We start from the raw sequence: 23,625 nt of genomic DNA, 5'->3' as shown, positions 1-23,625 counted from the left end.
CAAGCCCAGATGATGCTGAAGCTGTTTTAGTCGCTGTACTTGACTCAGGTTTAGGTTCTTATCTGCCGCAACTATTAAATATCAAAGGGATGAGCGTCAGTGCCAGAGTACTCATAACCGCATGCCAAAAGAGACAGGGTACTTATCTGTCTTCTTTATGTAAAAATGCAGAAATAACAAGCCCAGATGATGCGGAAGCTGTTTTAATCGCTGCACTAGACTCAGGTTTAGGTCCTTATCTGCCGCAGTTATTAAATATCAAAGGGATGAGCGTCAGTGCCAGAGTACTCATTAGAGCATGCCAAACGGGACAAGGTAGCTATTTGCCTGTTTTATGTAAACATGCGAAAATCGCCGACCCCAAAGATGGCGAGGCGGTTTTAATAGCAGCAATTGACAGAAACTATGCTTTATACGTTTCACGCTTACTCCAAGTAAAGGGAATAGAAGTTAATCACGCAGTAATTCACTACGCAATAAAACATTGCAGCATGTATTCACTATATGTCTTATTCCCTGATATTAAGGAAGTATTCGATGAAGGTATTGAACAAGCATTTAATGCTAGGGTTATAGCTCTTGGGCACATTAAACGGCGTATGAGCGAGCTGGCAGGGCATGTGGTCGATATAAATGATTATACCACTTCAGAACCATTTACTTTATTTATGAATGGAACGCTTTCTTATGATAAAGATAAGTTAAATAAGGTCTGTTTTAATTCCGAAATGCTTGCTGAGGCGAGGAGTAATGGTATTTTTGGTAAGGAATTTTTGAAGGATTGTCTGTGGACGCAATTGCAAAACAGTCTTAAAAGCGGTTCATTGCACGACTGGTTGGACGGTTCTTTATTTACTGAACTGTTGGATTTGTTGGTATTGTTTAAAGATCAAATCGCACTCAATAGATTGTTATCCCTTCTTATCAAAGAGCAATGCGCAGTTCATCACATTACTGCTCTGAGCAAGGCAGGAGCAGAAAGCCCTGATGATTTAAAATTTGCCATTAATGCAGGTGCTAAGCCTTTGGTTGAACACATTATGGCACATCAAGCCAAGAACACTGTGTATTATAAATTCATGGCAATAGGGACTCTCTTTTCTGAGCCGGATTATGAGAAGTTACAAATCTATGCCGAAATTAACGATCTTCGCTCTGATTTTATTGAAAAATACGAACTTGAAAAAGCACAAATAAAAACGGTTGATGATGAAGTTGAGATTAAGCCCAGCGTACAATGGGGGCAAAGTAATGAAAATGACCTGATTCCTGAACTACCCAATAAGAGCATGGATATGAGCATGATGGTTCTGGGTGGTTTTATAACTGCGATAGGATGTGCCGCTGTTGCCCTTGCTGTTACTGTTTTAAATGTCGCAACTTTTGGCTCACTTGCACTTGTTGTTGCGGGTGTAGTAACTGGCGCTGTTGGTATTGGCTTTTTTGCAGCCAGCATTGGTAAGTCTAATCAACCGGCATCTCATGAAGTAGATGATATTATTTTAAATAGCGGGTTACAGCCGATCTAAATTTCATTGAATGCCATTTGTGAATGAATCAAGATTCTTTCGGAAATGGCATCGTGCATAACGTAAAAATAGGCTTGGGTTCGGGATTGATCTGCGCTTGGGAAAATTAGTGTAATATCGCTATACTGTTCAATTATCATTATGCTATGCAATTACTTCAAGGATGAACTGATGAAGTGCTCAACCGTTTTAAGACTTATGCGATTTTGGCCTCCATTTTGGGGTGCTGGTATTCGTGTATTATCCTTTAACAAGGACATCACTTGCCTTGTTGTAAAAATGAAAATGCGATTTTGGAATAAAAATTATGTAGGAACTCATTTTGGTGGCTCTTTATACTCAATGACCGATCCCTTTTATATGTTGATGTTGCTCCACGCTTTGGGCAAAAATTATATTGTTTGGGATAAATCAGCCTCTATACGATACAAAATTCCAGCCAGGGGAAGTGTTTTTGCAACATTTCAGTTAACCAAAGAACAGTTGGAATTGTTTACACAAGAACTGGAACATCATAATAAAATCGAACCCGAATTTGTTATTGAAATTAAAAACAGCAGCGATGAAGTGATTGCTGTTGTTAAAAAAGTGATTCATATAGCAAAAAAACAGCAGAAAAAACCAGCAGAAAAAAAACATGAACAGGCTGTTTCATAAGGTCGGCTCTTTGATAGAGGATTATTTTTTATTAAAAATAATCTTCACCCCATTCAAACCAGTTGATGTCTCTGATAAGCTGGCCAAGAAAAGCTCTCATCTTCAAGGAGATTCGGCGGATTACCTGAGTTTTTTTGTGCTGATTTAATTTGAAAAATCCCAAATTTGTCAAATAACTACCAATCAACTTGATTCAACTACCATGAATGATAGTGACTCTCAATCAACCGATGATATTAATCTGGAAGACAGATGTAATAATCGCCTTACTGTAATTGATTCTGAAAGAAATAATGTGCCCATTATTTCTTCTGAGATTCAATTAAATGGTTCATTTACGCAATCCTATATTGTCGATGTCCTGGCATCCTATTCAACACGAAGCGCATCATCAGCTGTGATGACAACATTAATGGGAATGAGGCAGTTAAATCAGGCGTTAGCTGGATTATTGATTGTTTCACCAATAGTTTTAAATCTGTTGACTTATATTCCTATGACGTGGCGAGTCCATAAAACTGGCGGAAAAATGGAAAGCCTCATATTGATGACGACTGCGTTGGCTGGTATGAGTACTATAACGATATTGTTCTCATGCACTGACATGTCATCAGTATCGGGTTTTGATTGGCGTTATGGAGTAATGCTTGCTGCCGGTTTTTTAACGGGATCGGGTACTGTAGTCAATCTGCTGATGATAGATACGTTGAAATGGGTACCCAAAAAAAGTTATGTTCCCAATTTACAATTGCTTTATACTTTTTTAGTTGATTCTGCTACGGTGACTACCCCTCTTGCGACTTACTTTTTAAGTCAATTTGGTTTCTATGTTCCTTTTGCAATTTTTTCAGGGTTGCTTCTTGTTGGCGGGCTTACAGAATGGCTTTTGGGTAATCCATCTCCTTATCATCAGTTTAAAGCACATTATCCCCATGAAACGTCCAAACAATTCTCTATAAATCGGGGGCAATCAGAGGATTTTCTGGCGATTAACTACGATGATGTTTCTGTACTTGATGTATTGAAGGATAATCTTAGCGTTTTATTTGACCGGCGTTCTTTGTTATTGGGTATGACTTTGTTTGCTTCTTTGGGAAGTTTTTTTGTGTCTCGAACTATTCTACCCCGTCTATTGGGCTCTGGTTTTGGCTTAACTACCGATGAGGCGATAATAACGACATCATTGGCAAATTTAATTACAATTACCGCTCGTCCTATAGCCGCAAAACTGATTTTATACCTGGATACAAAATCAGGCGGGGTTAAAATTCATGTATTTGGTTGTGGACTGGCCATTATTGGTTCCGCAGCCTTGGCAGCAGGCAATCTTACTCGCTTAGGGCTATATACTAGTCTTGCTCTTAGCAACACAGGCTTTGGAATTAACATGGCAACCCCCTTAAGTATTGCCTCTTCAAACTCATGGTCGACTCCGGGAGATAGAACGTTGAAGCGGGTTAATCCTTCAACTATGTTTGGATTATTTGGCACAGTTGGTGCTCTGGGTGGAATAATGCTGCCCATTCTTCTAGGTTTGCTGGTCGACGAAAGCGGCGAGAAATGGTACAAGGAGTATTTTTATTTTATAATGAGTCTGATGTTAGTATCGGCTATTGGTGTTCCCATTATTCATTATCAGGTTACAAGAAGACCTGGTGATAGTCTGTTAAAGAGTGCTTTATCTTTTTTCGGTAAAACATTCAACCATGCTGGATTACAGCAATACGCTGTTAGAAATGAGCCTGAGGAGGATATTGAAGGACAAGAGAACAGAAATCAGGTTTATGTTGATGCATTTATCTGAATTGCTTGTGTTTTGATGTATTGAATTTATGTTGTATCTGTCTTTAGTGTTTCGCACAGTGTCTTTTTGTTGTTTTTTCATAAAATAAAAACCTTCTTGAGCGCTTGTAAGTATCAAAGTACTTGAACAAAGCTCAGAAAAGGTTAAAATATGCTCACTAATTCCAATAAAGATATCACAATGCCTAAAAGAAAACCACGCAAATCACAAAAAGCTGTCCCAGCATCTCAATGTCCTCCCGTTAATATTGAAGTGATTACTTGTTCCACAGGAGGAGGGAGTAGCGTTCTTGGTTTTCAGAACGACGTTGACATCGGTATAAACGAACTAATGGAGTTTATACCCCAAAAATCACATCCGGTTTTCATGCGATTACGTCAGTGTTTTTCTCGAGATGATGGGATTAAATTATTTGCTTATGCTCAAATTGCCAGGCGTTTTATTGAAATGCCTTCTATTCCCTGGGAAGACCGGCTTATATGTCTTCTTGCTCGTTGGAATATTATGAATGAATTACTTTATCTGGAAAGTAGATTTGAGAACCCTCATGGGTTAAAAAGTGTAGAGAGCATTATTTCATTTGTAAACGAAATAATGAAAGATGAAGAAGATATATGGAACTACATTGCCAATTTTGCGGTTGCTCCCGAGGTATATCCAATACATCTTAAAGAAAAACTGCATTTGGCGTTAAGCACCACTGCATTTTTATACGGCATTATGCCTGGTCGTTATGCGTTTAAACTGGCCTTTATCTCCGGGCTTTCTCCTGCTGCATCAGAGCGACGCTGGGAAGACAGTCTTTCTCTTTATAAAAGAGCCATTAGTGGATACTTGCAATTACATCATTTACTTAGCAGGTTGCTGGAACAGCGTCGTACTGAGGTTCAAATACCTGAACATTCAGGAAGCGCATTGACGCAACCGAATTTTGCAATTCAGGCACTTTGCGAAGCCCTTAAATACACTAAAAAAGAAATTGATGACATTCATTTGGCATTTATGTTTAATGCCCAATTACCCCATACTTCTCCGTTTATTGTCTCGTTCGCCCAAGATTGGCAGCTTGAACTCTATGATGCTTCGAGCAATCCATTGTTAACGATTGGTTTGTTCGTTAAATTGGTTATTGTCATTAGAAACTATCCAGAAATTTCCAAAAATCCTGACTTTTATTCTTCATTAAAAGATTGGTTAGGTAAACCTGAAACACTGTCTAAATGTTCTGAATTTATTTTGCAGGCTTTCAGTTATCAGTTTAAGGCTCTGTCAAACTCTAGCAAATTAATAACTGACTCTTTAAGCAGTTCAACTGATTTTGCATTATTCAAAGCATACAATGAATTTCAAAAGGTGCTTCTATTCTTTTTTGATATGTTTGAAACGTCACCTAATGCTCATGAAATGTCTTTTTGTAATGGAGTAGTTTTTGACCTGTGGCGTTATCATTTGGGATGTATTGAACTAATTGATTTGAGAAATTTATATCACCTTGATGAGTTTGATAGAAGTACTTTTCGTCAACTTAGAAAAAATTTCTTTGAAACGTTCTACCGTATAAACGGCAGACTAGTTACTATTTTGGATATGACGTTAAAGCATGAACAGTTGGATGAACTTATCCCGGATAAAAATAAAGAGATTTTGTTAAAAATTGATGATTGCATACTTAAAACCTTGCGAATATTTCAGTTTAGTTTAATCGAAACTGTACTGGAAAATAATACAGGAAACGCAGAACTATTACTTCAACATATTGAGTTATTGACGAACATAAGTCGTCAAAGAACATCCAAACAAAACGCCTCATATTTGACCCATCTTCTTGAAGATTCGTACATCCTTCCGGGATATTCATTTACGGAAGCAAGAGTAATTATAAATGCCCCTCCATCTCCATGTCTTCAATTAGCCAGAACACTGCATTTTACAGTTAATACCTTACTCAACGTATCTGAGCTTGCTGCTCCCAAGAATCTAGTGAGTCATGATGTGAACGTGATGATTGACGCTGCCAATGCTCTCATTAAAGATCTGCCAAAAGCGGTTTTTCTGGCGGATATCGCCGGAAAGGTAGAGAAATTGGCGCTAAAATTATCTCATGGTATTTTGTCCGGATCTTTTGTGCATAGACAAGAACTCTCAAAACGTCTTGCATCCATACTTGAGTTGTGTTTAAAGCGAACCAATCCAGAAATTTTCGATCATTTCATCTTAAAAAACGCTTTAGAAATGCTGCAGGCACATGTTATCAAAATTAAAAACAGCACTTATGGTCTGTTAGTCGAATTTTTTTCACCCAAGGTGGGTGAATTGATGATTTCGCTGGAGGATCCTTCGTCGTATCAAATTCAGAAGCCAGTATCTGATTCGTCTTTCAATCAATCAGAGGCCTTAGAGAGGAACTTGCAATCCACTGTATTTCTTGAGCTTCTGGAAAAAGAGATGCAAAGGAAAAAAAAATGGGAGCACATTAATTTTAGACTATTTGCTAAAGTGTTCGGACATCTGACCCAATCAGCAGGAAGCGACCAGTTACAAAATCGATTCTTGATATTGTTTGTCGCTATGTTTGAACAGCAAAAATGCATTAATAGGGCGGATTTGGTTGAACGATACACAGCCCTTCATGATATGTTTCTTGCCATTCCACTTCAAGGCGATTTGGTCAAAAATATTCGGCTGAAAAAAACTTTTCTTAAAATACTGGATATTTTTTGTAAAGAGGCGCTACATTGGTTTGAAGAGGGTGAATCGTGTCGTGCTGAAATTGTTCTTGGCGAGGTAAACGCATTATGGAATGTGATAAGAGAAGTATCAACACCAGACGAGGTTTTGCATACAGAACAATCAATTAAAAATATGTATGGGGTCATATCTTCACAAAAAAACTACTCGGATTTGCTTACTTTTTTGAAAAATCCACAAAAGCCTAACTTTGTGGAACACGATTATTTACCACCAGCTAAAGGAACAAGTGAGAGTAATAATCTGCTAGAAAAATTTCAGGCGGCCTGGTACGCACTTTCATTCAATTCTGGCTTGATTAAAAGTAAAGGGGATGCTCGAGAGGTTTATCAGGCATGGTTTGCTCAATTTGGGCAATGCCGTGTTAAAAAAACCAAGGATATGCTATGCCGGTTTTGGACCGAGCATTATTATCGTTTTCCAGATAATACACCTTATGCTCAGACTTCAGATATGCCACAAAAAAAATCGATGTGTACCGTAGAGTCTAAACCTATTGATTTACCAGAAACAAAGAAAATTCACACACCGCTTAAATTTTCACGTTTACAGGAAATAGAGCAATACAATAAAAAAAGTATGGAAAAAAGTTTAAAGCCCAAAGTGGCAAAACCTCGCAGAGGTGTTGGTAAGAAGGGGCGAAAAACACGAATTGATGCAAGCACCTCTTCTGCCGCATTTATGGATAATCATGTCATTGCAGAAAGCACTCCTGTTCATGACGTCCAAAATACGGGCTTAGCAGAGACAACACCAACACAAACTGATGGTGAGCGATCTTTGCCTTATCCCGTTACCTTTTTAAGCAGCCCCAAACCCAAGGTTAAAACACAATACATTAATTTGCCTAAAGGCTACCAAAATTCAGACTTTGTTCAGCAAATAATTGAGACTATTGAACGTGCAGGTTATCAAGCCTACATTTATGGCGGTTTTGTTCGAGATACTTTGTTGGGTCTAAATCCCAAGGATGTGGATTTGGTAACTAATTGCCCACCTGACATTTTAATGAAGTTGTTTGATAATATAGACAAAAGCAAGACCTATGATGACGTTTTTCATATAACCGATCCCCATGCTAAAGGACTGGTCATTGATATTACGTGTCGAAAGGGTGATACCTTTAAAGAATTAGTGTCTACCTGTGATTTCACCGTACATTGTTTTGGGATAACATCCAAAAACAAGCTTTTGGTACCTTATCCTCAGAGTATTAAGGATTTAAATCAACGTAAATTAAAAACAATCATTGAATTTAAAAAATCAATAGAAACCGATCCGGTTCGGCTGTTTCGCTTGATTCGATTATCGAATCAATTGGGATGGGAATTATGTTTGCCAGAGGTCAATGCAATACCCGAAGTACGTTCTTACTTGAAATCTGTACCCTTGTTAATACTAATCAAACATTTACGTAAATGTTTTCCGCAAAATATCAATATTGCAGTGGCTAACCTCGATTCTTTTCTTAAATTTAATCTCTTTCCTGCGATTTTTGGCGTGAAACCATCTCAGGAATCGTTACCTGTCGAATTATCCGATTTTATCAAAAGAGCATTTCTGGTTATTGCTTCGGGTAATGAATATGAATTTATTGAAGACTTCCTTGCCATTTCTTCATTGACCCTTCTAAACTCAGCACCAAAAATTATTGAGCACATGAAGGCCTGGATTCATCTTGCGGTTCCTGAAAAAGATATGTTTAAAGCAAGGATTTTAATGACAGTTCTGCCAAAAAAAATTGAGCTGTACCATAAAAAATCACCGCTTATAGGATTCAATCCTAACGCCAGTTCTTTTGATCCAGTCGAAGAACTAAAACTAAGAATGGAATCACCAGCTATACAGCAAGTAGTTTCCGGAGCCTATTCGTTTTTTGACCCGAATAGGCCATGTGTTGTTTCATCATCATGCGATGTTCCTTCTTATGATCCTCGTTTTAAATAAGATGGATTGATTCCTCAGCATCCCAAACTCAAGCTCAGCGAGAGTGAGGGATGACACAGTGTGAGGTTATGATTTTGACTGGTTTGGTTCTCTTTGCTTTTAGGGTAAGTTAAATGCTTAACTCATCATTGATCGGTGAGGGATTACTAGACTTTTTTTCTGCAACCATGCATGATAATTTCAGATAGAGAACGAATCACTTAAAGGATTAATTCAATTGCATCATTCGCTACCTCTGATTACCACCATTGCAATGGGATTTGCTTTGGCGTTAATCTTCGGTTTAATTGCCGTACGCCTCAAAATTCCTGCTTTAGTCGGTTATTTGTTAGCCGGGGTAGCTATCGGCCCTTTTACACCAGGTTTAATGGCAGACATCAGTATCGCTCAGGAACTTGCAGAAATTGGCGTTATGCTTTTGATGTTTGGCGTAGGGTTGCATTTTTCACTATCAGATTTAAAGCGTGTGCGCAAAATTGCAATTCCGGGGGCAATTGCACAAATCCTTGCTGCAACACTTCTGGGGAGTGGTGTGGCTCTTATGTGGAATTGGAGTTACGGTAGTGCGTTTATTTTTGGACTGTCTCTTTCCGTAGCCAGTACGGTTGTATTATTAAGGGCTCTTGAAGAGCGAAAAGCCCTTGAGTCCATCAATGGTCACATTGCGGTAGGTTGGCTTTTGGTTGAAGATTTGGCTATGGTTATCGTTCTTGTGCTGCTTCCACCACTGGCACATTGGTTGGGAGAGGGGACCTCTGTTGCAACTCATGAGCCTTTATGGCAGGTTTTTAGTTTTACTTTAATAAAAGTATCCGCATTCCTTGCGTTTATGCTTCTGGCTGGCAGGCGATATTTTCCAAAACTGCTTTGGCTTGTTGCCAGATCCGGTTCACGAGAATTGTTTACTTTGTGCGTTATATCAGCAGCAATCAGTATTGCCTATGTCGCCTCAAGATTATTTGGAGTTTCCTTTGCTTTGGGCGCTTTTTTTGCTGGCATGATTATGCGTGAATCTTCATTCAGCCATAGAGCGGCCGAGGAATCTTTACCCTTAAGAGATGCATTTGCGGTTTTGTTTTTTGTTTCTGTTGGAATGCTGTTCAATCCATCCGTTTTAGTGGATCACCCATTACACATTTTAGTTGTTGTGGGGATTATTGTGATTGGTAAATCTATTGCAGCATTTGTTCTTGTTCTTGCATTTCGGTATCCACTTCATTCAGCCCTTATTGTTTCAGCGAGTTTGGCTCAGATTGGTGAGTTTTCATTTATACTTGCCGAGCTTGGGGTGCGTCTGGGTATGCTTCCTACTGCGGGGCAGAGTTTTATACTTGCCGGGGCACTTATTTCTATAGCAATAAATCCACTCGTTTTTAAATTAATTAATCCAATTTATAATACGATAAAATCATATCCACGTCTTTTTTCCTTATTTGAGAGCTCGGATGATCCATTAGCCGAGTTGCCTATGACCACCAAAGAGGATTATCTTGCAGGACAAGTCGTTTTAATTGGGTATGGGAGGGTAGGAAAACATATTGTTCAATTACTTGCTCCAAAAAACATACCCTTTGTGGTTGTTGACGAAAACAGGCAGACTATAAGTACGTTGCGAGCAGCTAATTTTCAAGCGGTTTATGGAGATGCTGCAAATCCTTCTGTTTTAGTTCAAAGTCACATTGCTCGTGCCGATATGTTAATGATAGCCATATCTGATGTTGTCAAGATTAGAAAAATGATCCAGTGCGCTCAAACGCTTAATCCTGAGATTGAAATCGTGATTCGAGCTCATGAGGAAGAAGAAGCCATACTCTTACAAAAAGAAATTAATGGTAAAGTTTTTTTTGCTGCAGGTGAAATTGCTAAAAGTATGAGTGAATATGCTCTAAACCGCTATGGGAAATGAGGTGTTTTGAGCTTGGAAAGTAATGGGATAAAGGCTTCTGGTATTTAACTAATACCCTGTAGTTTTCTTCATAAAACTCAATATCTAATCGCTAAAATTCTCGTTTAAAAACATATAATTCATTTGTCATAGGAAATTTATCAGTAGCTTTCTGATTGTAGATTTAGTTTTCAATACAGGTATTTTTGGCCATGACTGACTATGCGATGGATTGATGACATTCTCATCGCATAATGGATAATATTTAATAACTTGTAATTGATAAATACGTTCTGTTTAAGAACATAAACTCTGACAACTACTGATATACAATTTTAAGGGATACTGTCCAATTGAATTTTTACCAAATTGAGAATCTCATCCAGCATTTGCTGTATTTTTTCAGTATTTCCTGAGGATTGTTTATAGATTACATTAACTAAAAAAGAAGATAGGGCATTAGAAACCATTTTTTGATTGCGAAAATGAGGCTGTAATTTCTCCATACTTTGAACTAAAGATGAGAATAAATTTGACCCGATAAGATTCATGGCCTGAGAGTATTCTTCAGCAGTTGGTGCTGATTCAGTATTAGCGTTCATATTTTGTCCTAAAAGATTAATTTGCTGAGCAAGTATAAAGAAATTTAATAAAGAATGAAAATATTTGTCTTCCTGTGAGCAACAAAGCAACCAACAAATTTGAAACGTGTACTATTTAACAATTAAGAAACCTGGTTTCTCGGAGAAAACACCAGCATGTCCACGCTGCTAAGATAAATGATGCGTTTAGCAACGCTGCCCATTAACAAATAATGCAATCCAGATTTACCTTGTGTTCCAAAAATCAGCAGGTCGGCGTTCCAATTATTTGCTTGCTCAATAATGGCATCAGCATAATAACCGCCAATAACTTTTTTGGTAAATTTGCTTTTATCAACGTCACACTCATCAAGAAAAAGCTCCAGCTTTTCAATAATCGCTTGCATTTTGGGGTGGGGCGTATTGGTAAGTGTACTGTCTGGATGACGAGAGGCCTCGAGTTGGCGGTAATAGATATCAACAATATACAATAACTGAAAAGTAGCATTAGGAAAACACTGAAAAGCCATTCGCACCATGTCCTTATTGGATTCAGAGAGATCCGTTGCAATTAAAATTTTGTTGTATGTAAAATCAGGTTCTTTTTTTACCAGCAATACGGGAGTATGACTCTGTCTGATGATGGAGCCTGAGGTGGTTCCAAGCACGTAATCGTTGATGTAATATGCACCATGAGCTCCTAAAACAATCAGTTCGCAATCATGTTCTTCTGCATATCGGACCACCTCATCAGAAGGTCTGCCCAATATTACAGAAATATTGGCAAAAGAGTCGTAATGATTTTCTTTGAGTTTATTTAAAATCTTGTCTTCCAGATCCTTTTTTTCAGAAAAAAAATCAGGGTTTTGTTCCGTATCAGAAAAAGTAACTATACTGCTCAATGGTGGTGTTATTACGTGAATAAAATGAACCTTGGTATTATGTGGCTTTGCTAAATCAAGTGTTCGTTGTAAAGCCCACTCGGCATGTTTGGAAAAATCACTGGCAATCAGTATGTTATTCAGTTTCATAAGTTTTCCCTGGAAATTCCATTACACCAGTTGCATGAATCATCAATCTTTGAGAATAGGGTAATATTCAGTAACAAAATATAATTTCGAACTGATATGAATTAAAATCGCCGCTATTGCTAAAAATTATTTCACATTGTCTTTTTGTTTGTGGCTAATTTAATTATAGAAACAGGGTTATTTTTGTCAACCAGAAGTTCCAAGATGGCGTTGTACCGTGTTTCCAGCCTGAATCGCAGGAAAATGAGGCACAAACAAACTCTGTAAAATATGGTTTTTAAATACGGGGCCTGTGGAAGAAACGCCAAAACTGCCTAATCTGAGTTAAGCCGTTTTCCTGAAGTGTTGTTTTAAATGAGTCTCAATCATTCGTACCATTTCGGCAACATCAATATCCCCGTTACTTTTATTAAAACTATATCGCCCCGTAAAGAGAATATGTATCCAGGCAATGGGCGAAATTCTTGCAAACTCGTCGATAATTTCTTTTGCCACACCATCCTGTACCATTTTTTCATAAATAGCATTTAAAATAATGCGAATGTACTCATTGTCCGTAGGTACTTCTTCAAATTCAAATTAAAAAAACTGTTGTTTGGCTTTGAAATATCCGTGCTGTAAAATAAAATATATGCGAGTATGGTGTTGGATGGATCTATGCAATCCACCATAACCGCAACCATTTTAGGATTGGCTGCGCAAATTGAGCGGGAATTTATATCAGCTCGGACGAAAGAAGCTCTATCAAAGCGAAAAAGTGACGGGGTAATACTTGGACGACCTAAAGGACAAGCGGATCTTCTTAAACTGGACGCTTATCATGATGAGATTACAAAAGGAATTAACAAACGTTCGATCGCTAAACTAATTGAGTACTCCCTATCAACTTTGTATAAATGGTTAAAACGACGGCATATTCATATGAAATAAAAATAGACCACAGGCATCTCATGATTCATTTTAATTGGTATAAATTTTCTGAATTAACTGTTGAACAGCTTTATGCTGTTCTTGCATTACGTGCCGATGTATTTGTAGTGGAACAGAACGGTGCTTATCTTGACCCAGATGGAAAAGATGCTGTTGCATTGCATTTATTAGGTATGAAGAATGATCAATTGGTAGCTTATCTTCGTCTATTTCCTCCTAATAGTATTGAAAATTATATTGTATTTGGTCGGGTAGCTACTGGACGAACTGTTCGTGCCAAAGGATATGGAAAAAAATTGATTGGAGAATTATTAGCTTACTGTGATATTAATTTTCCAGGAATTAGCATTCAATGTTCTGCTCGGGCTTATTTAAAGCAATTTTATGAAAACTTTGGGTTTAAAGTGCATGGAGAGATCTATGAAGAAGATGGCTTTCCACATTTAGCAATGCAAATAGATAAATAATAAAAAATTTGATCATCTTTCCATTGATTTAGGTCATTATCTCAGATTAGGCACTTTTGGCGTTTCTTCCACAGAACCCGAAATATTCAGCTCAATATGGTAATAGGGTGAGATTATAAATTAATTATATTGTTGTCTGTGACTTTAATGCCTGCTTCCTTATGAGTATTATGAGTATACGGTCAGTAAACTCGGTATCTTTAGAATAAAAGGATGTTCTGATGAAAATAATAAATGCAATTTTTATAATATTAGCTTTTCATGTAAATACTTTATGGGCTTTGCCCTGGTTTCAACACAAACTTAATGCAGTAAAATCAGAATCAGCTGATTCTTCAACAAATGAATCTGTAAATTTTTCAGGAGTTTGGGAAGGGGAGTGTGATAACACTCCGGCAATAGATATTACCATCCATCATCAAGGAGACCATATTAAAATCTCATATGGTTTTTTTACTGAACAATACGACATAGGATCACTTGAGGGTAGCGAGTCCGCTAAAATAAAGCAATCAATGCATGCGACAACACTAACTCAATGGAACAAAGATCATTCAGCATTAGTTTTTATTAATTCAGCTCATTATTTAGGTGAAGCGGAGTCGTTTCACTCATTTTTTAGTCGAGTCACCATGACTAAAAAAAATAATCAATTACTCATTGAAGGAACTGACCTTCAAACTAGTGCAATGGATAATGAGATAAGTCAAACTCATATGTCCTGTATTTATCATCAGAACTAGCTCTACACAGTTGCTGAGCAGAATAGGGCCTACATACCCACTTTAATATTATTCACAAGATTGGTAAGTATTTTTTTGGGCCCTATTTCTACAAATTCTTTTTCACCGTGATCCAGCAAATACTCAATTGTCTGTAACCAGTTTACCGGATGGGTGATTTGATGTTCAAGGCAACGTGAAATTTCATCAGTAATCATGGGGCTGGCATTAATATTAGAAATAACAGGGATAGATGGCTTAGCAAAGCTAAACTGATTGATATACGAAGAAAATAATTTTTGTGCATCGCTCATATAAGATGAATGAAACGCACCACTTACTTTTAAGGGGATATAGGCCATCGCTCCTGCGGCTACAAAAATAGATTGTGCATGCAAAATAGCTTGCGCAGGACCTGAAACAACACTTTGAGTATAGCTGTTGTAATTCGCAATACTTAAGGTTGTCAGCTGATGCTGCTGTAACACAGCGTTCACCTGTTCCGCACTCAAACCTATAACAGCGGCCATTCCACCACCTTGAGTCTTACTCATCAACTCGCCACGTTTTTGTACCAGTTTTAAACCAGTTGTAAAATCAAAGACCTCAGCTGCAAATAGCGCATTGTATTCACCTAAGCTGTGTCCAGCGACAAAGTCTGGTTTTTGAGGATGTTCTTGAATTCTTTTTAAATAAGATAACGCATTGACTACGTATAAAGCTGGTTGAGTAAATTGAGTTTGGCTTAACAACTGTTGTGTGTCATTCATGCATAAATCAATTAAATCGTACCCTAGAATCGTATTTGCTTCGGCGACGTATGAATTAAATTCCTGAAACAATTCGCTTCCCATACCGACTACTTGCGATCCTTGGCCGGGGAAAATGTAGGTGGTCATATAAAATTCGTCCTTAAACAAGAAATACTCCAATCATAGCTTGATTCATGATTTGGTGAAACTCTATGAGGTTAGCACACCCCTTAGGTCTGATTATTTTGATAATCAGACCTAAGGGGTTCAGGAAAAATTACTCTAAATCCAGGCTCCAAAATTTGTCCTAAAGGGTTATTCGATAATTCATTCTCAAAAACATCTTGTCTCGTTTGTAGCAGTTGATTAAACATTTCTTGAAGACCATGATCTGATTTTATCGCCATATTAATTTTGTTTTTATACTGATGTAGCACTTGTTGAAAATATTTCTGATTGTACTTTTTGTTGTTTGTTAAATAAGACGCTAATAGCAAGGCTTTTGGTTGCTGTTCTTGGACCTGATATAGTCTATTAATAAAAATGTTAACCCAATCGTAATCAGGTTTAGCTGGGATCAGCTTTAAAAGGTCGCATCGTTGTTTTGAAAATAAAGGGTGTGAATAATCAATCATCAAAACACTCTGCACAAAATGTCGAGTAATAATCTTATTCTTAATCAGATGTCTTATAGAATTTATATCACCTATTCCATTGACTGGAGTGAGCCAAGCATGATCTGCATCGCTTAGTTTGGTTTCTGGAAATTGCATTTTATTTTCTATTAGCAATTTTTGGTATGCTTGCGCTGGTATAACTATTTTAACTTCATCAAGTAGAGGGTTGAGCCAGAATCCCGAAGGGATCGTAACAGGATCAAGAATTCCTGATGTTTTGTTAGACTCAATATTGATCTCAGAAGTACAAAACAATGGGCGCAACTGTTCCTGGAGAGTTAGTGTGCGCTTGAAGGTATTAAAAGGAACGCTTTTATTTAATTTTTTTATTCCAGAAAGAACCTCATTTGAAAATATTTGTGCATCTACTATATCATTTATCAGTAAATTAATTTCATCATCAGGATTATTAGGTAAAAAAATGAGTTGGTTTGAATTATTCCACCAATCGTTATGTGGCGTTTTAATCTCTTTCATTATTGGTCCACCTGAGTTATGGCAGGCAGAGCAGCGCATTCTTTTTCCGAACTTTGTTGAATTTGGTGGAGTGTCTCGATATAAATATTGATTATCTAATAAGGCATCTTCAGAGTTGCCGCGATAATACCAACGTGTTTTTGTAGAATCTATACCACGTAATTCATAAAAATTAAAAAGGCATTTTTTTCTATCCCAAGCGATAAGCTCAATTAATAGTTTGTTTTTTTCTGGCAAGTAATCTAGTTTGATTTCGTCTTGTTCAAGTTTTGAAAAATAACCAAGATAAAAGCTCCCAGGATTTATTTGAAAGCCATTTTGCATTGTTCCTGTAATTGACTCAAAAAAACTAAAACTTCCTAAATAAGGATTGTTTTTACCTCGATTAGCTACCATGCTGGTCTTAATCTGTAAATTATTATTCTTTATTAACCGCTTAAAACTCTGTATTGATTCAGGACATGTTGACTCTTGATTTAATAGAACGCTTACAGCGTCAAGCTTTGATTTTGTCAGAGGTAAATCGTTATAATAAATGACGCATCGTGCGTTAGTGATTGAATGAAATAATATTGATAGAATTATTATCTTTACAATGTTCATATTATTGTTCCCAAATTTCAGAAATGATAAATCCAATATAAGAGCGTTTGCTTTTAGAAGCAGTCTCGCTGAAATTGGCAAGAACGTAAACAATCCAAGACATAGGTTGCCTCTAAAAACGAGGCCGTCCTCAATGAATTAATAACATAACAGGGTCGTCCCTGCGAAGAAAAATTGATCACAAATATTTTTTATCCAGTCAATAACATTATCCCAACAATTACCTTTTCTGCTCATGCTACCGATGCAGCGCCAATAAGTAAACAGGTTGCAATAATCATGGCTGGCATACTGGGTAACCCGAATGGAGCAACTGTATCCTCAGCTTATCCATAACTGACGTTAAATAACAATTTCCCAAGGGTCAAGAAGCTCTACACCTGTCTCTTTGAAATCTTTAATATTTCTTTGTTACTACTATTAGACCATGAACTAATGCAGTCGCTGATATCAGAGCATCTCGTTCTGAACGAGGATCAGGAATATGTAGTTTCGCACAACGGTGTGCAACTGCGACGTCTATGTTTAAAATCCTATCTGAAAAAGTTGGCAGTACATGAGAATCAAGCCAACTTCGTAAAATCGCTGCTTGAGAGGGATCTTTACGTTCTTTCTAATGGGAGGTTGTTTAACACTCTTCTGGATGTTAAAAAAATTAATTGGTGGAGTATCATATGCAGAGTACCCTGATGCCAAAGCCAAGTTTTAGAAAATTAGTACAAGCCCCTATATTTATAAAAAAAATAAGCATAATCTTGATTAGCGTTTAGATAAAAGGACTCCACTAAGAATGAAGCCAAACAGAATAAAAATCTTTAATCTAAAGGATTATAAAGTTCCTGATTATTTTATTAGCCATGTCGATTTGGAAATTGATTTATCAAAAGATCCGGTGCAAACCAAAGCCTCCATAACAGTAATACCTAACCCCAAGGTTAAACCTCATGCCAAAGAGTTGATTTTGGATGGAGAAAACATCACATTAACTTCAATTGCCCTTAACAACGAGCCACTGGATAAAGCAAACTACGAGCTAAAAAAACATGCACTAATCGTCAAGAATGTCTCTCTAAAAACTCCTTTTATCCTTACAACCACAAGCCTTCTTGGTGAAAATACAGACTTATTTGGTTTATACAAAACCGAAGGAACAATTCTTGTAAAAGCTGAAACAGAAGGATTGCGACGAGTTTTATATTGTCTTGACCGACCGGATAATTTGGCAACGTATAAAACAACAATCATCGCTAAGGAACAGGACTATCCTGTGCTGTTGTGTAATGGAATTGAAATCAACAAAAAAAAAATACCTGATGGGCTTCATTCCGTTACCTGGATGGATGATGTTCCTAAACCAAGTTATTTATTTGCTCTGGTTGCAGGTAATTTACAGCGTTCTGTAACGCATTTTACTACTCGCTCAGGCAGGAATTTGCCCATTATTTTTTATGTTCCCCAAAAAACTGTAAAACAATGTGAGTTTGCCAAAGAAGTCATTGCTGCGGCGATGGCCTGGGATGAGCGTACATATAACCTCGAATGCGATCTGTATCAGCATATGGTTGCAGGTGTCGATAAGTATGCCTCGGGTGCTTCGGAACCTACTGGATTGAATTTGTTTAATACTGCCAATTTATATGCTACTCCTGAAAATACAACGGACATGGGAATTTTAAGAGTTCTTGAGGTTGTAGCACATGAGTTTTTTCATTATTGGTCTGGCAACAGAGTAACTATCAGGGATTGGTTTAATTTGTCCTTTAAGGAAGGATTAACCACGTTTCGGGCAGCACTGTTTCGTGAAGAATTATTCGGAACGGATTTGATAAGAATACTCGACGGTAAAAATCTCGACCCACGCCCACCAAGGCCAAGTTCTTATACTGCGGTCAGAAGTTTATACACCGCTGCAGCTTATGAGAAAAGTGCCGATATTTTTCGTATGATGATGCTCGTGTTGGGTAGAAAAGTATTTGATCAGGCAATAACTGTATTTTTAAAAAAACATGATGGTTGTGCGATTACTCTTGAGCAGATGTTAGCATCCATCAGTGATACAAGCGGGATTGATGTCAGTGCTTTTTTATTATGGTTTACTGAGTCAGGAATTCCTGAATTACAGATTAAAGATGATTACAATGAACACACACAACGGTATACCTTAAACGTAAAAATCACAGACCAAAAAGCCAGACCTATCCCTTTGCTTATCGGATTATTGGATAGTGACGGCAATGAAATTAAAGGGGATACCTTAATCGTGGTGGATCAACCCGATATAGAATTAACATTTAATGAAATTAAAACCCGCCCTATTCCGTCATTGTTGCGCAGTTTTTCTGCACCTGTATATCTAAAATACCCTTACTCTGAAGAGCAATTAGCGGTCATTATGCGGCACGATACGAACATTTATAATCGTAATGAAGCAGCAAAATCAATGATCACGCTGCTGGTTAAACGCTATTGTTCCGGTGCCCCAATGGCTTTTTCGGCATCGTTTTTTGAACATTACAAAGCAATAATAACCGATGATTCACTTAATGAATGGTTGCAAGCTGAACTGCTTACTTTACCCTCAGAATCTGATTTAACTCTTGAATTAGACACGGTTGATTTTGCATGCATTGCTAAAGCACGCCAACTGATTCAGCAGGCACTGGCTTATGAACTAAAACCTGATTTATTACAGCGTTATCATGAATTGCTTACACAAAAACCGATAAAGTCACCGCAGTTTTCTATTTTTGATATTAAAGATGCAGGAGTAAGACGATTAAAAGAAACCTGCCTTACCTACATTCGATGGAACGAACCAGCGCAAACTGAAGCTGCACTGGAGTTGCAATTTAAAAACAGTTTGAGCACCAATATGACTCAAACATGCTCAGCGCTTAAGCTTTTGGGTGAGATGGACTCCAATAAACTGGATGTTTTGTTACACGAATACTACCAACACTGGAAAAATGATCCAAACGCAATGAATTACTGGCTAAACATCCAGGCATCAATTCACTCACCTACAGTAGTTCAAAGAGTGGAACAATTAACTCATAGCCCTGCTTTTGACCTGTCAAATCCCAACAAAGTATACGCATTATTGCAAACGTTTATTAAAAATCCTCATGGATTTCATGCAGACCATGGACGAGGCTATCAGCTCATTACTGATAACATTCTGCTTTTGGATAAAATAAATCCAACACTTGCGGTACGCTTAACCGATTGCTTTAGTAATAAAGATAAATTTGAACAATCAAGACGACAACTCATGCTATCAAGTTTACAGCGTATTGCAACTCACGCTGTATCTGATGACTTAAAGAACGCAGCAAAAAAAGCAATGGCATCATGAATTAATTCATCTAACCCAAATCACCATTTTCATTGATTTGGGTAGTATAATTGAGCGACTTAATGAATACACTTTGTTGAAACGGGCCACGCCCCTTCCCTTCAAAATTCCTAGATCAGGATGGTGTGGCGACTTAAATTTGTTACTCTTCTGTGAGTTCTAATGCTCCGATGTATTATGCATGGAATAAGCTTGTTGTTCGACTTTTGGATCGCCAGAGCAGTCTGCGGCAATAGAATCAATGGCTTCATCGTATTCTTTGTCGGTAATAGTTTCTGATTTTTTGATGAGTTCCATCAGTTTGGGTTGTGCACAGGCGCAATAAGAAGTGGTAAACTTTTTCTCTTCATCTGTTTGCTTGGGATAAATTAATCCCCATCTGTTTTGGCAGTATTCACTTAAATCACTGGATTTGGCATCAGACAGGCCTATTTCTTCCTCAAGGGAATCCATTGCATCATGCAATAACGTTTGAGAGAGGCAAACCTGGATGGCTTTGTTTATTGCTACTTGATTGTCCATAGGCTGGCCAGATGCACAGGCACAATATTTCTCGCCAAAATTTTTATAATCCACTTTATCAGCAACCTGCTCGGCCTTACTCATCCAGGAATTAATACAAACCGATTGAAAAGACTCACTTTTAGATGCTGTGTCAGCGGAATAAGCGGATAATGAGAACAACACAAAACTCACAGCAACCACAACATTTTTTAAAGAAACCCTACTCATAGTGTGTCACTCCAGTGGTTAAATGATTTTCGTAAAATACCCAAACAATCTCTCTGCAAGAAATCCAGTTTATGTAAATACGCCTTTAAAGATTACTTAAATTTATTCTCTTAAAGAGATATTGTGATATAAAAAACAGCATAGCTCATATCTTTTAAAATAGCTTCTTGTTCACAACAAAAAAATATTCAAAATGTCTAAATCTACAAAAATATTGATTCATTTGAAGAAACAATGATCCACATTCACGACTGGCTGAAACAATAGAAAAATCATAACAGCAAATACAGTCCATATTATTGCTTTAATCATCAGGCCATAACATACTCCTATTGATTCAGCTCAAAATTAACAATCCAGGATGATAATTAATTTAAGGGGAGTAAAAATGTCCGCAGCACCAAGAAAAGGATTTCTGCTGTTTGTACTGTCTTCTATTTTATCGTGCTCAGTATTTGTGTCTTTTGCTTGTACCCGGGTTCTGGTCGCCGACAATAACAATGCAGTTATGGTTGGGCGAAGTATGGACTGGAATGAAGACATGGCCACTAATCTGCTTGTGTATCCCAAAAATATAAAACGCTCTGGCTGTGACCCTGATAGTTCGTCTCGTACTAACTGGATTAGTTGGGTATCGCAATATGGAAGTATTGTTGCAACGGGCTATGAAGATTTCACCACGGATGGATTTAATGAAATGGGACTAGCTGCTCATGTACTTTGGCTTGATGAAACTGATTATGGCACTCGTGATGAATCCAAACCAAGTCTTTCTATAACCCAATGGATGCAATACTATCTGGATAACTTTAAAAATGTAAACGATGCCGTTCAATATACTCAAAAACATCCTATTCAGATAACGCCCTACTTTCATCCTGCTACCCAACAGTGGGGAAAATTACATCTTGTTCTTGATGATGCTTCGGGCGATTCAGCGATATTTGAGTACATCAACGGTTCATTGAAAATCTACCATAATCGAGATTACACTACGGTAACCAATGATCCGACCTACGATAAACAGTTACAAAAAATAACCCAATATAAAGTTTTTGGCGGCACCAGACCCTTACCCGGATCAACCAATTCACCGCATCGTTTTGTACGTGCACACTTTTACACCAAAGTCTTGCCCGAACTTAAGTCCACAAATATGGAGCTGGCTGGAATACTTGGGATATTAAATAACGTCGCCTATCCTTATTCTGCAAAAAACACTTCATTAACCATCTGGCGCACCGTTGCAGATTTAACGCACCGTATTTATTATTTTCAATCCACTGAAAATCAAAATTTGATTTCAGTTCACTTGGATTATTTTGATCTTAATCAAAAAGCTATAAAAAAACTGGATCTGGTCAATCATCCAGAATACGTCGGGGAAATGTCCGACAAATTCGAGACTATGGATTTACCTCTTAATAGTTGATTTAAAGCATCAGGTTATAGAAACCAGGGGTAATAAGACAACCAAAGAAATAAATTCGCTCGTTCTTTAAATGCGGTTCTTATTACTCCATACCATCCCCATGTGTACAGGTCTCCCTGCTGCCAATAAAAAAGGGTGTGTAGGTGGCTGCAACCGGAAAATGACTCAAAGTAAAATTGAGTCAGTGAAACAATTACTTGCATCTGGCACGTTATCAAAGGATATTGCGTAAAATCTTGGCATATCGGTGCCAGCTTTGTATCGTTGGATTCCGGCCTCAAATAATGTCACTTAAAATTGAGCTTTTCTGCACAAACAAAATTCACTTACTCTGATATAGTGCTTGTTTTATTTACTTTTTACGTTAGGGCACTATGAATCATAATAAATTTGGGCAATTAGTCCGCATAATATATGAAAAAATTGATCAACCAATAACACTCGATGAACTATCATTACAGATTGGAATGTCGGTTAATTCATTAAAACGATTGTGCCAACAATCCGTTAATCAATCTCCAGGAGCTTTTATCAGAAAACTCAGAATGGAGTTGGCTTTTCGCTCTTTGCAGAGTAGAGAAAATTCAATTTTAGAAGTTGCTCTTGCTTCTGGATATGATGATCACACTTCTTTTTCAAGGCAATTTAAGGAGACTTTCGGGTATTCTCCGACTCATGCCAGAGAAAAAATCAAAATTGTGAATGAACTTGAATGTGTCATTCTTGAAGAACCTGATATCGTTGAATTGAAGGATTTACACCTGCAGTCAGTTACTGAAACAGGATATTATTATGATTCTGCACCAAAGGCTTGGATTAAATTGAAAGAAAAATTGACTGAACAAGAACTGACCGATGATTTTACAGGAGTGTTCGTTGGTATTGGACACGATAATCCTCATGATGGAATCGTACCAGAAAATAAAAGTCGATTTAGCGCATGTACCTCGCATAAAGGAAGAAATATTGAGGCGGAACAATTCTTAATATTGGGAGGAAAATATGTTAGATTTCGATATACGGGGAAGCCCAATAGCGTTGGATTAGCTTACCATTATATTTTTGGACAATGGGCAGATAAATCAGCTAACAAAATAAATGAGGCCAAGCCAGCGTTTATTCTTTTTGATAGTTTTCCAGAGATCACAAAAGAACATAATCTTATGATCCATGTTCCAATCAACTAAAAGAATGTGGGGTAGATGGTGGGGCTTGGTTTTATTCTGAAATACAACTTATTGTCAGTTCCTCCACAGGACACCTAATAGTAAAAAAATGAAGTGGTCAACCATATTT

At 37.5% G+C, this 23,625-nt stretch carries 18 protein-coding genes; 11 read left to right on the top strand and 7 right to left on the bottom strand.

From position 1 onward, the window contains the following. From Lwor_RS10840 to Lwor_RS10820, 5 genes are all read left to right on the top strand, one after another. Positions 1–1,529 (top strand): hypothetical protein (locus Lwor_RS10840; protein ID WP_193786617.1); only part of this gene is annotated, 1,529 nt, incomplete at its 5' end. Between the two features lie 171 nt (positions 1,530–1,700). Further along, the gene (locus Lwor_RS10835; RefSeq protein ID WP_058493890.1) at positions 1,701–2,186 is read left to right on the top strand and encodes a DUF4442 domain-containing protein; all 486 of its coding nucleotides are present in this window, start codon (positions 1,701–1,703) and stop codon (positions 2,184–2,186) included. Between the two features lie 202 nt (positions 2,187–2,388). Next, the gene (locus Lwor_RS10830; RefSeq protein ID WP_058493889.1) at positions 2,389–3,990 is read left to right on the top strand and encodes an MFS transporter; all 1,602 of its coding nucleotides are present in this window, start codon (positions 2,389–2,391) and stop codon (positions 3,988–3,990) included. A 180-nt stretch (positions 3,991–4,170) separates the two neighbouring features. Further along, positions 4,171–8,685 (top strand): CCA tRNA nucleotidyltransferase, encoded by a 4,515-nt coding sequence (locus Lwor_RS10825; protein ID WP_162262303.1) that lies wholly within the window; start codon positions 4,171–4,173, stop codon positions 8,683–8,685. Between the two features lie 217 nt (positions 8,686–8,902). Beyond that, positions 8,903–10,591 (top strand): cation:proton antiporter domain-containing protein, encoded by a 1,689-nt coding sequence (locus Lwor_RS10820; protein ID WP_058493887.1) that lies wholly within the window; start codon positions 8,903–8,905, stop codon positions 10,589–10,591. Positions 10,592–10,905: 314 nt separating this feature from the next. On the opposite strand, the gene Lwor_RS10815 is transcribed toward Lwor_RS10820, so the two are convergent. From Lwor_RS10815 to Lwor_RS10805, 3 genes are all read right to left on the bottom strand, one after another. Further along, the gene (locus tag Lwor_RS10815; protein WP_058493886.1) at positions 10,906–11,172 is read right to left on the bottom strand and encodes a hypothetical protein; all 267 of its coding nucleotides are present in this window, start codon (positions 11,170–11,172) and stop codon (positions 10,906–10,908) included. A gap of 122 nt (positions 11,173–11,294) precedes the next feature. Next, positions 11,295–12,182 (bottom strand): universal stress protein, encoded by an 888-nt coding sequence (locus tag Lwor_RS10810; RefSeq protein ID WP_058493885.1) that lies wholly within the window; start codon positions 12,180–12,182, stop codon positions 11,295–11,297. 324 nt (positions 12,183–12,506) lie between these two features. Continuing rightward, entirely contained in the window at positions 12,507–12,677 is a 171-nt protein-coding gene (locus Lwor_RS10805) for a hypothetical protein (RefSeq protein ID WP_175042913.1), read from the bottom strand. Between the two features lie 162 nt (positions 12,678–12,839). Here Lwor_RS10805 and Lwor_RS14230 point away from each other — a divergent pair, with 162 nt between their 5' ends. The 3 genes from Lwor_RS14230 to Lwor_RS10790 all read left to right on the top strand — a co-directional run bounded on the left by Lwor_RS14230 (position 12,840) and on the right by Lwor_RS10790 (position 14,322). After that, on the top strand, positions 12,840–13,112 hold the full coding sequence (locus Lwor_RS14230; RefSeq protein ID WP_058493883.1) for a hypothetical protein: 273 nt from the start codon (positions 12,840–12,842) through the stop codon (positions 13,110–13,112). Positions 13,113–13,132: 20 nt separating this feature from the next. After that, entirely contained in the window at positions 13,133–13,579 is a 447-nt protein-coding gene (locus tag Lwor_RS10795) for a GNAT family N-acetyltransferase (protein ID WP_058493882.1), read from the top strand. A 221-nt stretch (positions 13,580–13,800) separates the two neighbouring features. Beyond that, positions 13,801–14,322 carry a hypothetical protein gene (locus tag Lwor_RS10790; protein ID WP_058493881.1) on the top strand — a complete coding sequence of 174 codons (522 nt, stop codon included), beginning with the start codon at positions 13,801–13,803 and terminating at the stop codon, positions 14,320–14,322. A gap of 29 nt (positions 14,323–14,351) precedes the next feature. Here Lwor_RS10790 and fabD read toward each other — a convergent pair whose 3' ends face one another. The 3 genes from fabD to Lwor_RS14350 all read right to left on the bottom strand — a co-directional run bounded on the left by fabD (position 14,352) and on the right by Lwor_RS14350 (position 17,294). After that, on the bottom strand, positions 14,352–15,200 hold the full coding sequence (gene fabD, locus Lwor_RS10785) for an ACP S-malonyltransferase (protein ID WP_058493880.1): 849 nt from the start codon (positions 15,198–15,200) through the stop codon (positions 14,352–14,354). Positions 15,201–15,283: 83 nt separating this feature from the next. Then, a complete protein-coding gene (locus Lwor_RS10780; RefSeq protein WP_147279883.1) occupies positions 15,284–16,603 on the bottom strand; it encodes a hypothetical protein in 1,320 nt (439 codons plus the stop codon). A gap of 604 nt (positions 16,604–17,207) precedes the next feature. Then, the gene (locus Lwor_RS14350; protein WP_420798143.1) at positions 17,208–17,294 is read right to left on the bottom strand and encodes a hypothetical protein; all 87 of its coding nucleotides are present in this window, start codon (positions 17,292–17,294) and stop codon (positions 17,208–17,210) included. 306 nt (positions 17,295–17,600) lie between these two features. Here Lwor_RS14350 and pepN point away from each other — a divergent pair, with 306 nt between their 5' ends. Next, the gene (pepN, locus tag Lwor_RS10770) at positions 17,601–20,165 is read left to right on the top strand and encodes an aminopeptidase N (RefSeq protein ID WP_058493877.1); all 2,565 of its coding nucleotides are present in this window, start codon (positions 17,601–17,603) and stop codon (positions 20,163–20,165) included. A gap of 159 nt (positions 20,166–20,324) precedes the next feature. Here pepN and Lwor_RS10765 read toward each other — a convergent pair whose 3' ends face one another. After that, complete coding sequence (locus Lwor_RS10765) at positions 20,325–20,897, bottom strand: hypothetical protein (RefSeq protein WP_058493876.1); 573 nt, start codon at positions 20,895–20,897, stop codon at positions 20,325–20,327. Between the two features lie 388 nt (positions 20,898–21,285). On the opposite strand from Lwor_RS10765, the gene Lwor_RS10760 reads away from it, so the two are divergent. Further along, entirely contained in the window at positions 21,286–22,329 is a 1,044-nt protein-coding gene (locus tag Lwor_RS10760; protein ID WP_058493875.1) for a linear amide C-N hydrolase, read from the top strand. Positions 22,330–22,703: 374 nt separating this feature from the next. Further along, positions 22,704–23,516 carry an AraC family transcriptional regulator gene (locus Lwor_RS10755; RefSeq protein WP_058493874.1) on the top strand — a complete coding sequence of 271 codons (813 nt, stop codon included), beginning with the start codon at positions 22,704–22,706 and terminating at the stop codon, positions 23,514–23,516. The last annotated feature ends 109 nt before the right edge of the window (positions 23,517–23,625 follow it).

This window comes from Legionella worsleiensis (assembly GCF_001467535.1).
Classification (GTDB): domain Bacteria; phylum Pseudomonadota; class Gammaproteobacteria; order Legionellales; family Legionellaceae; genus Legionella; species Legionella worsleiensis.
This window is presented reverse-complemented; position numbering and strand designations above follow the sequence as displayed.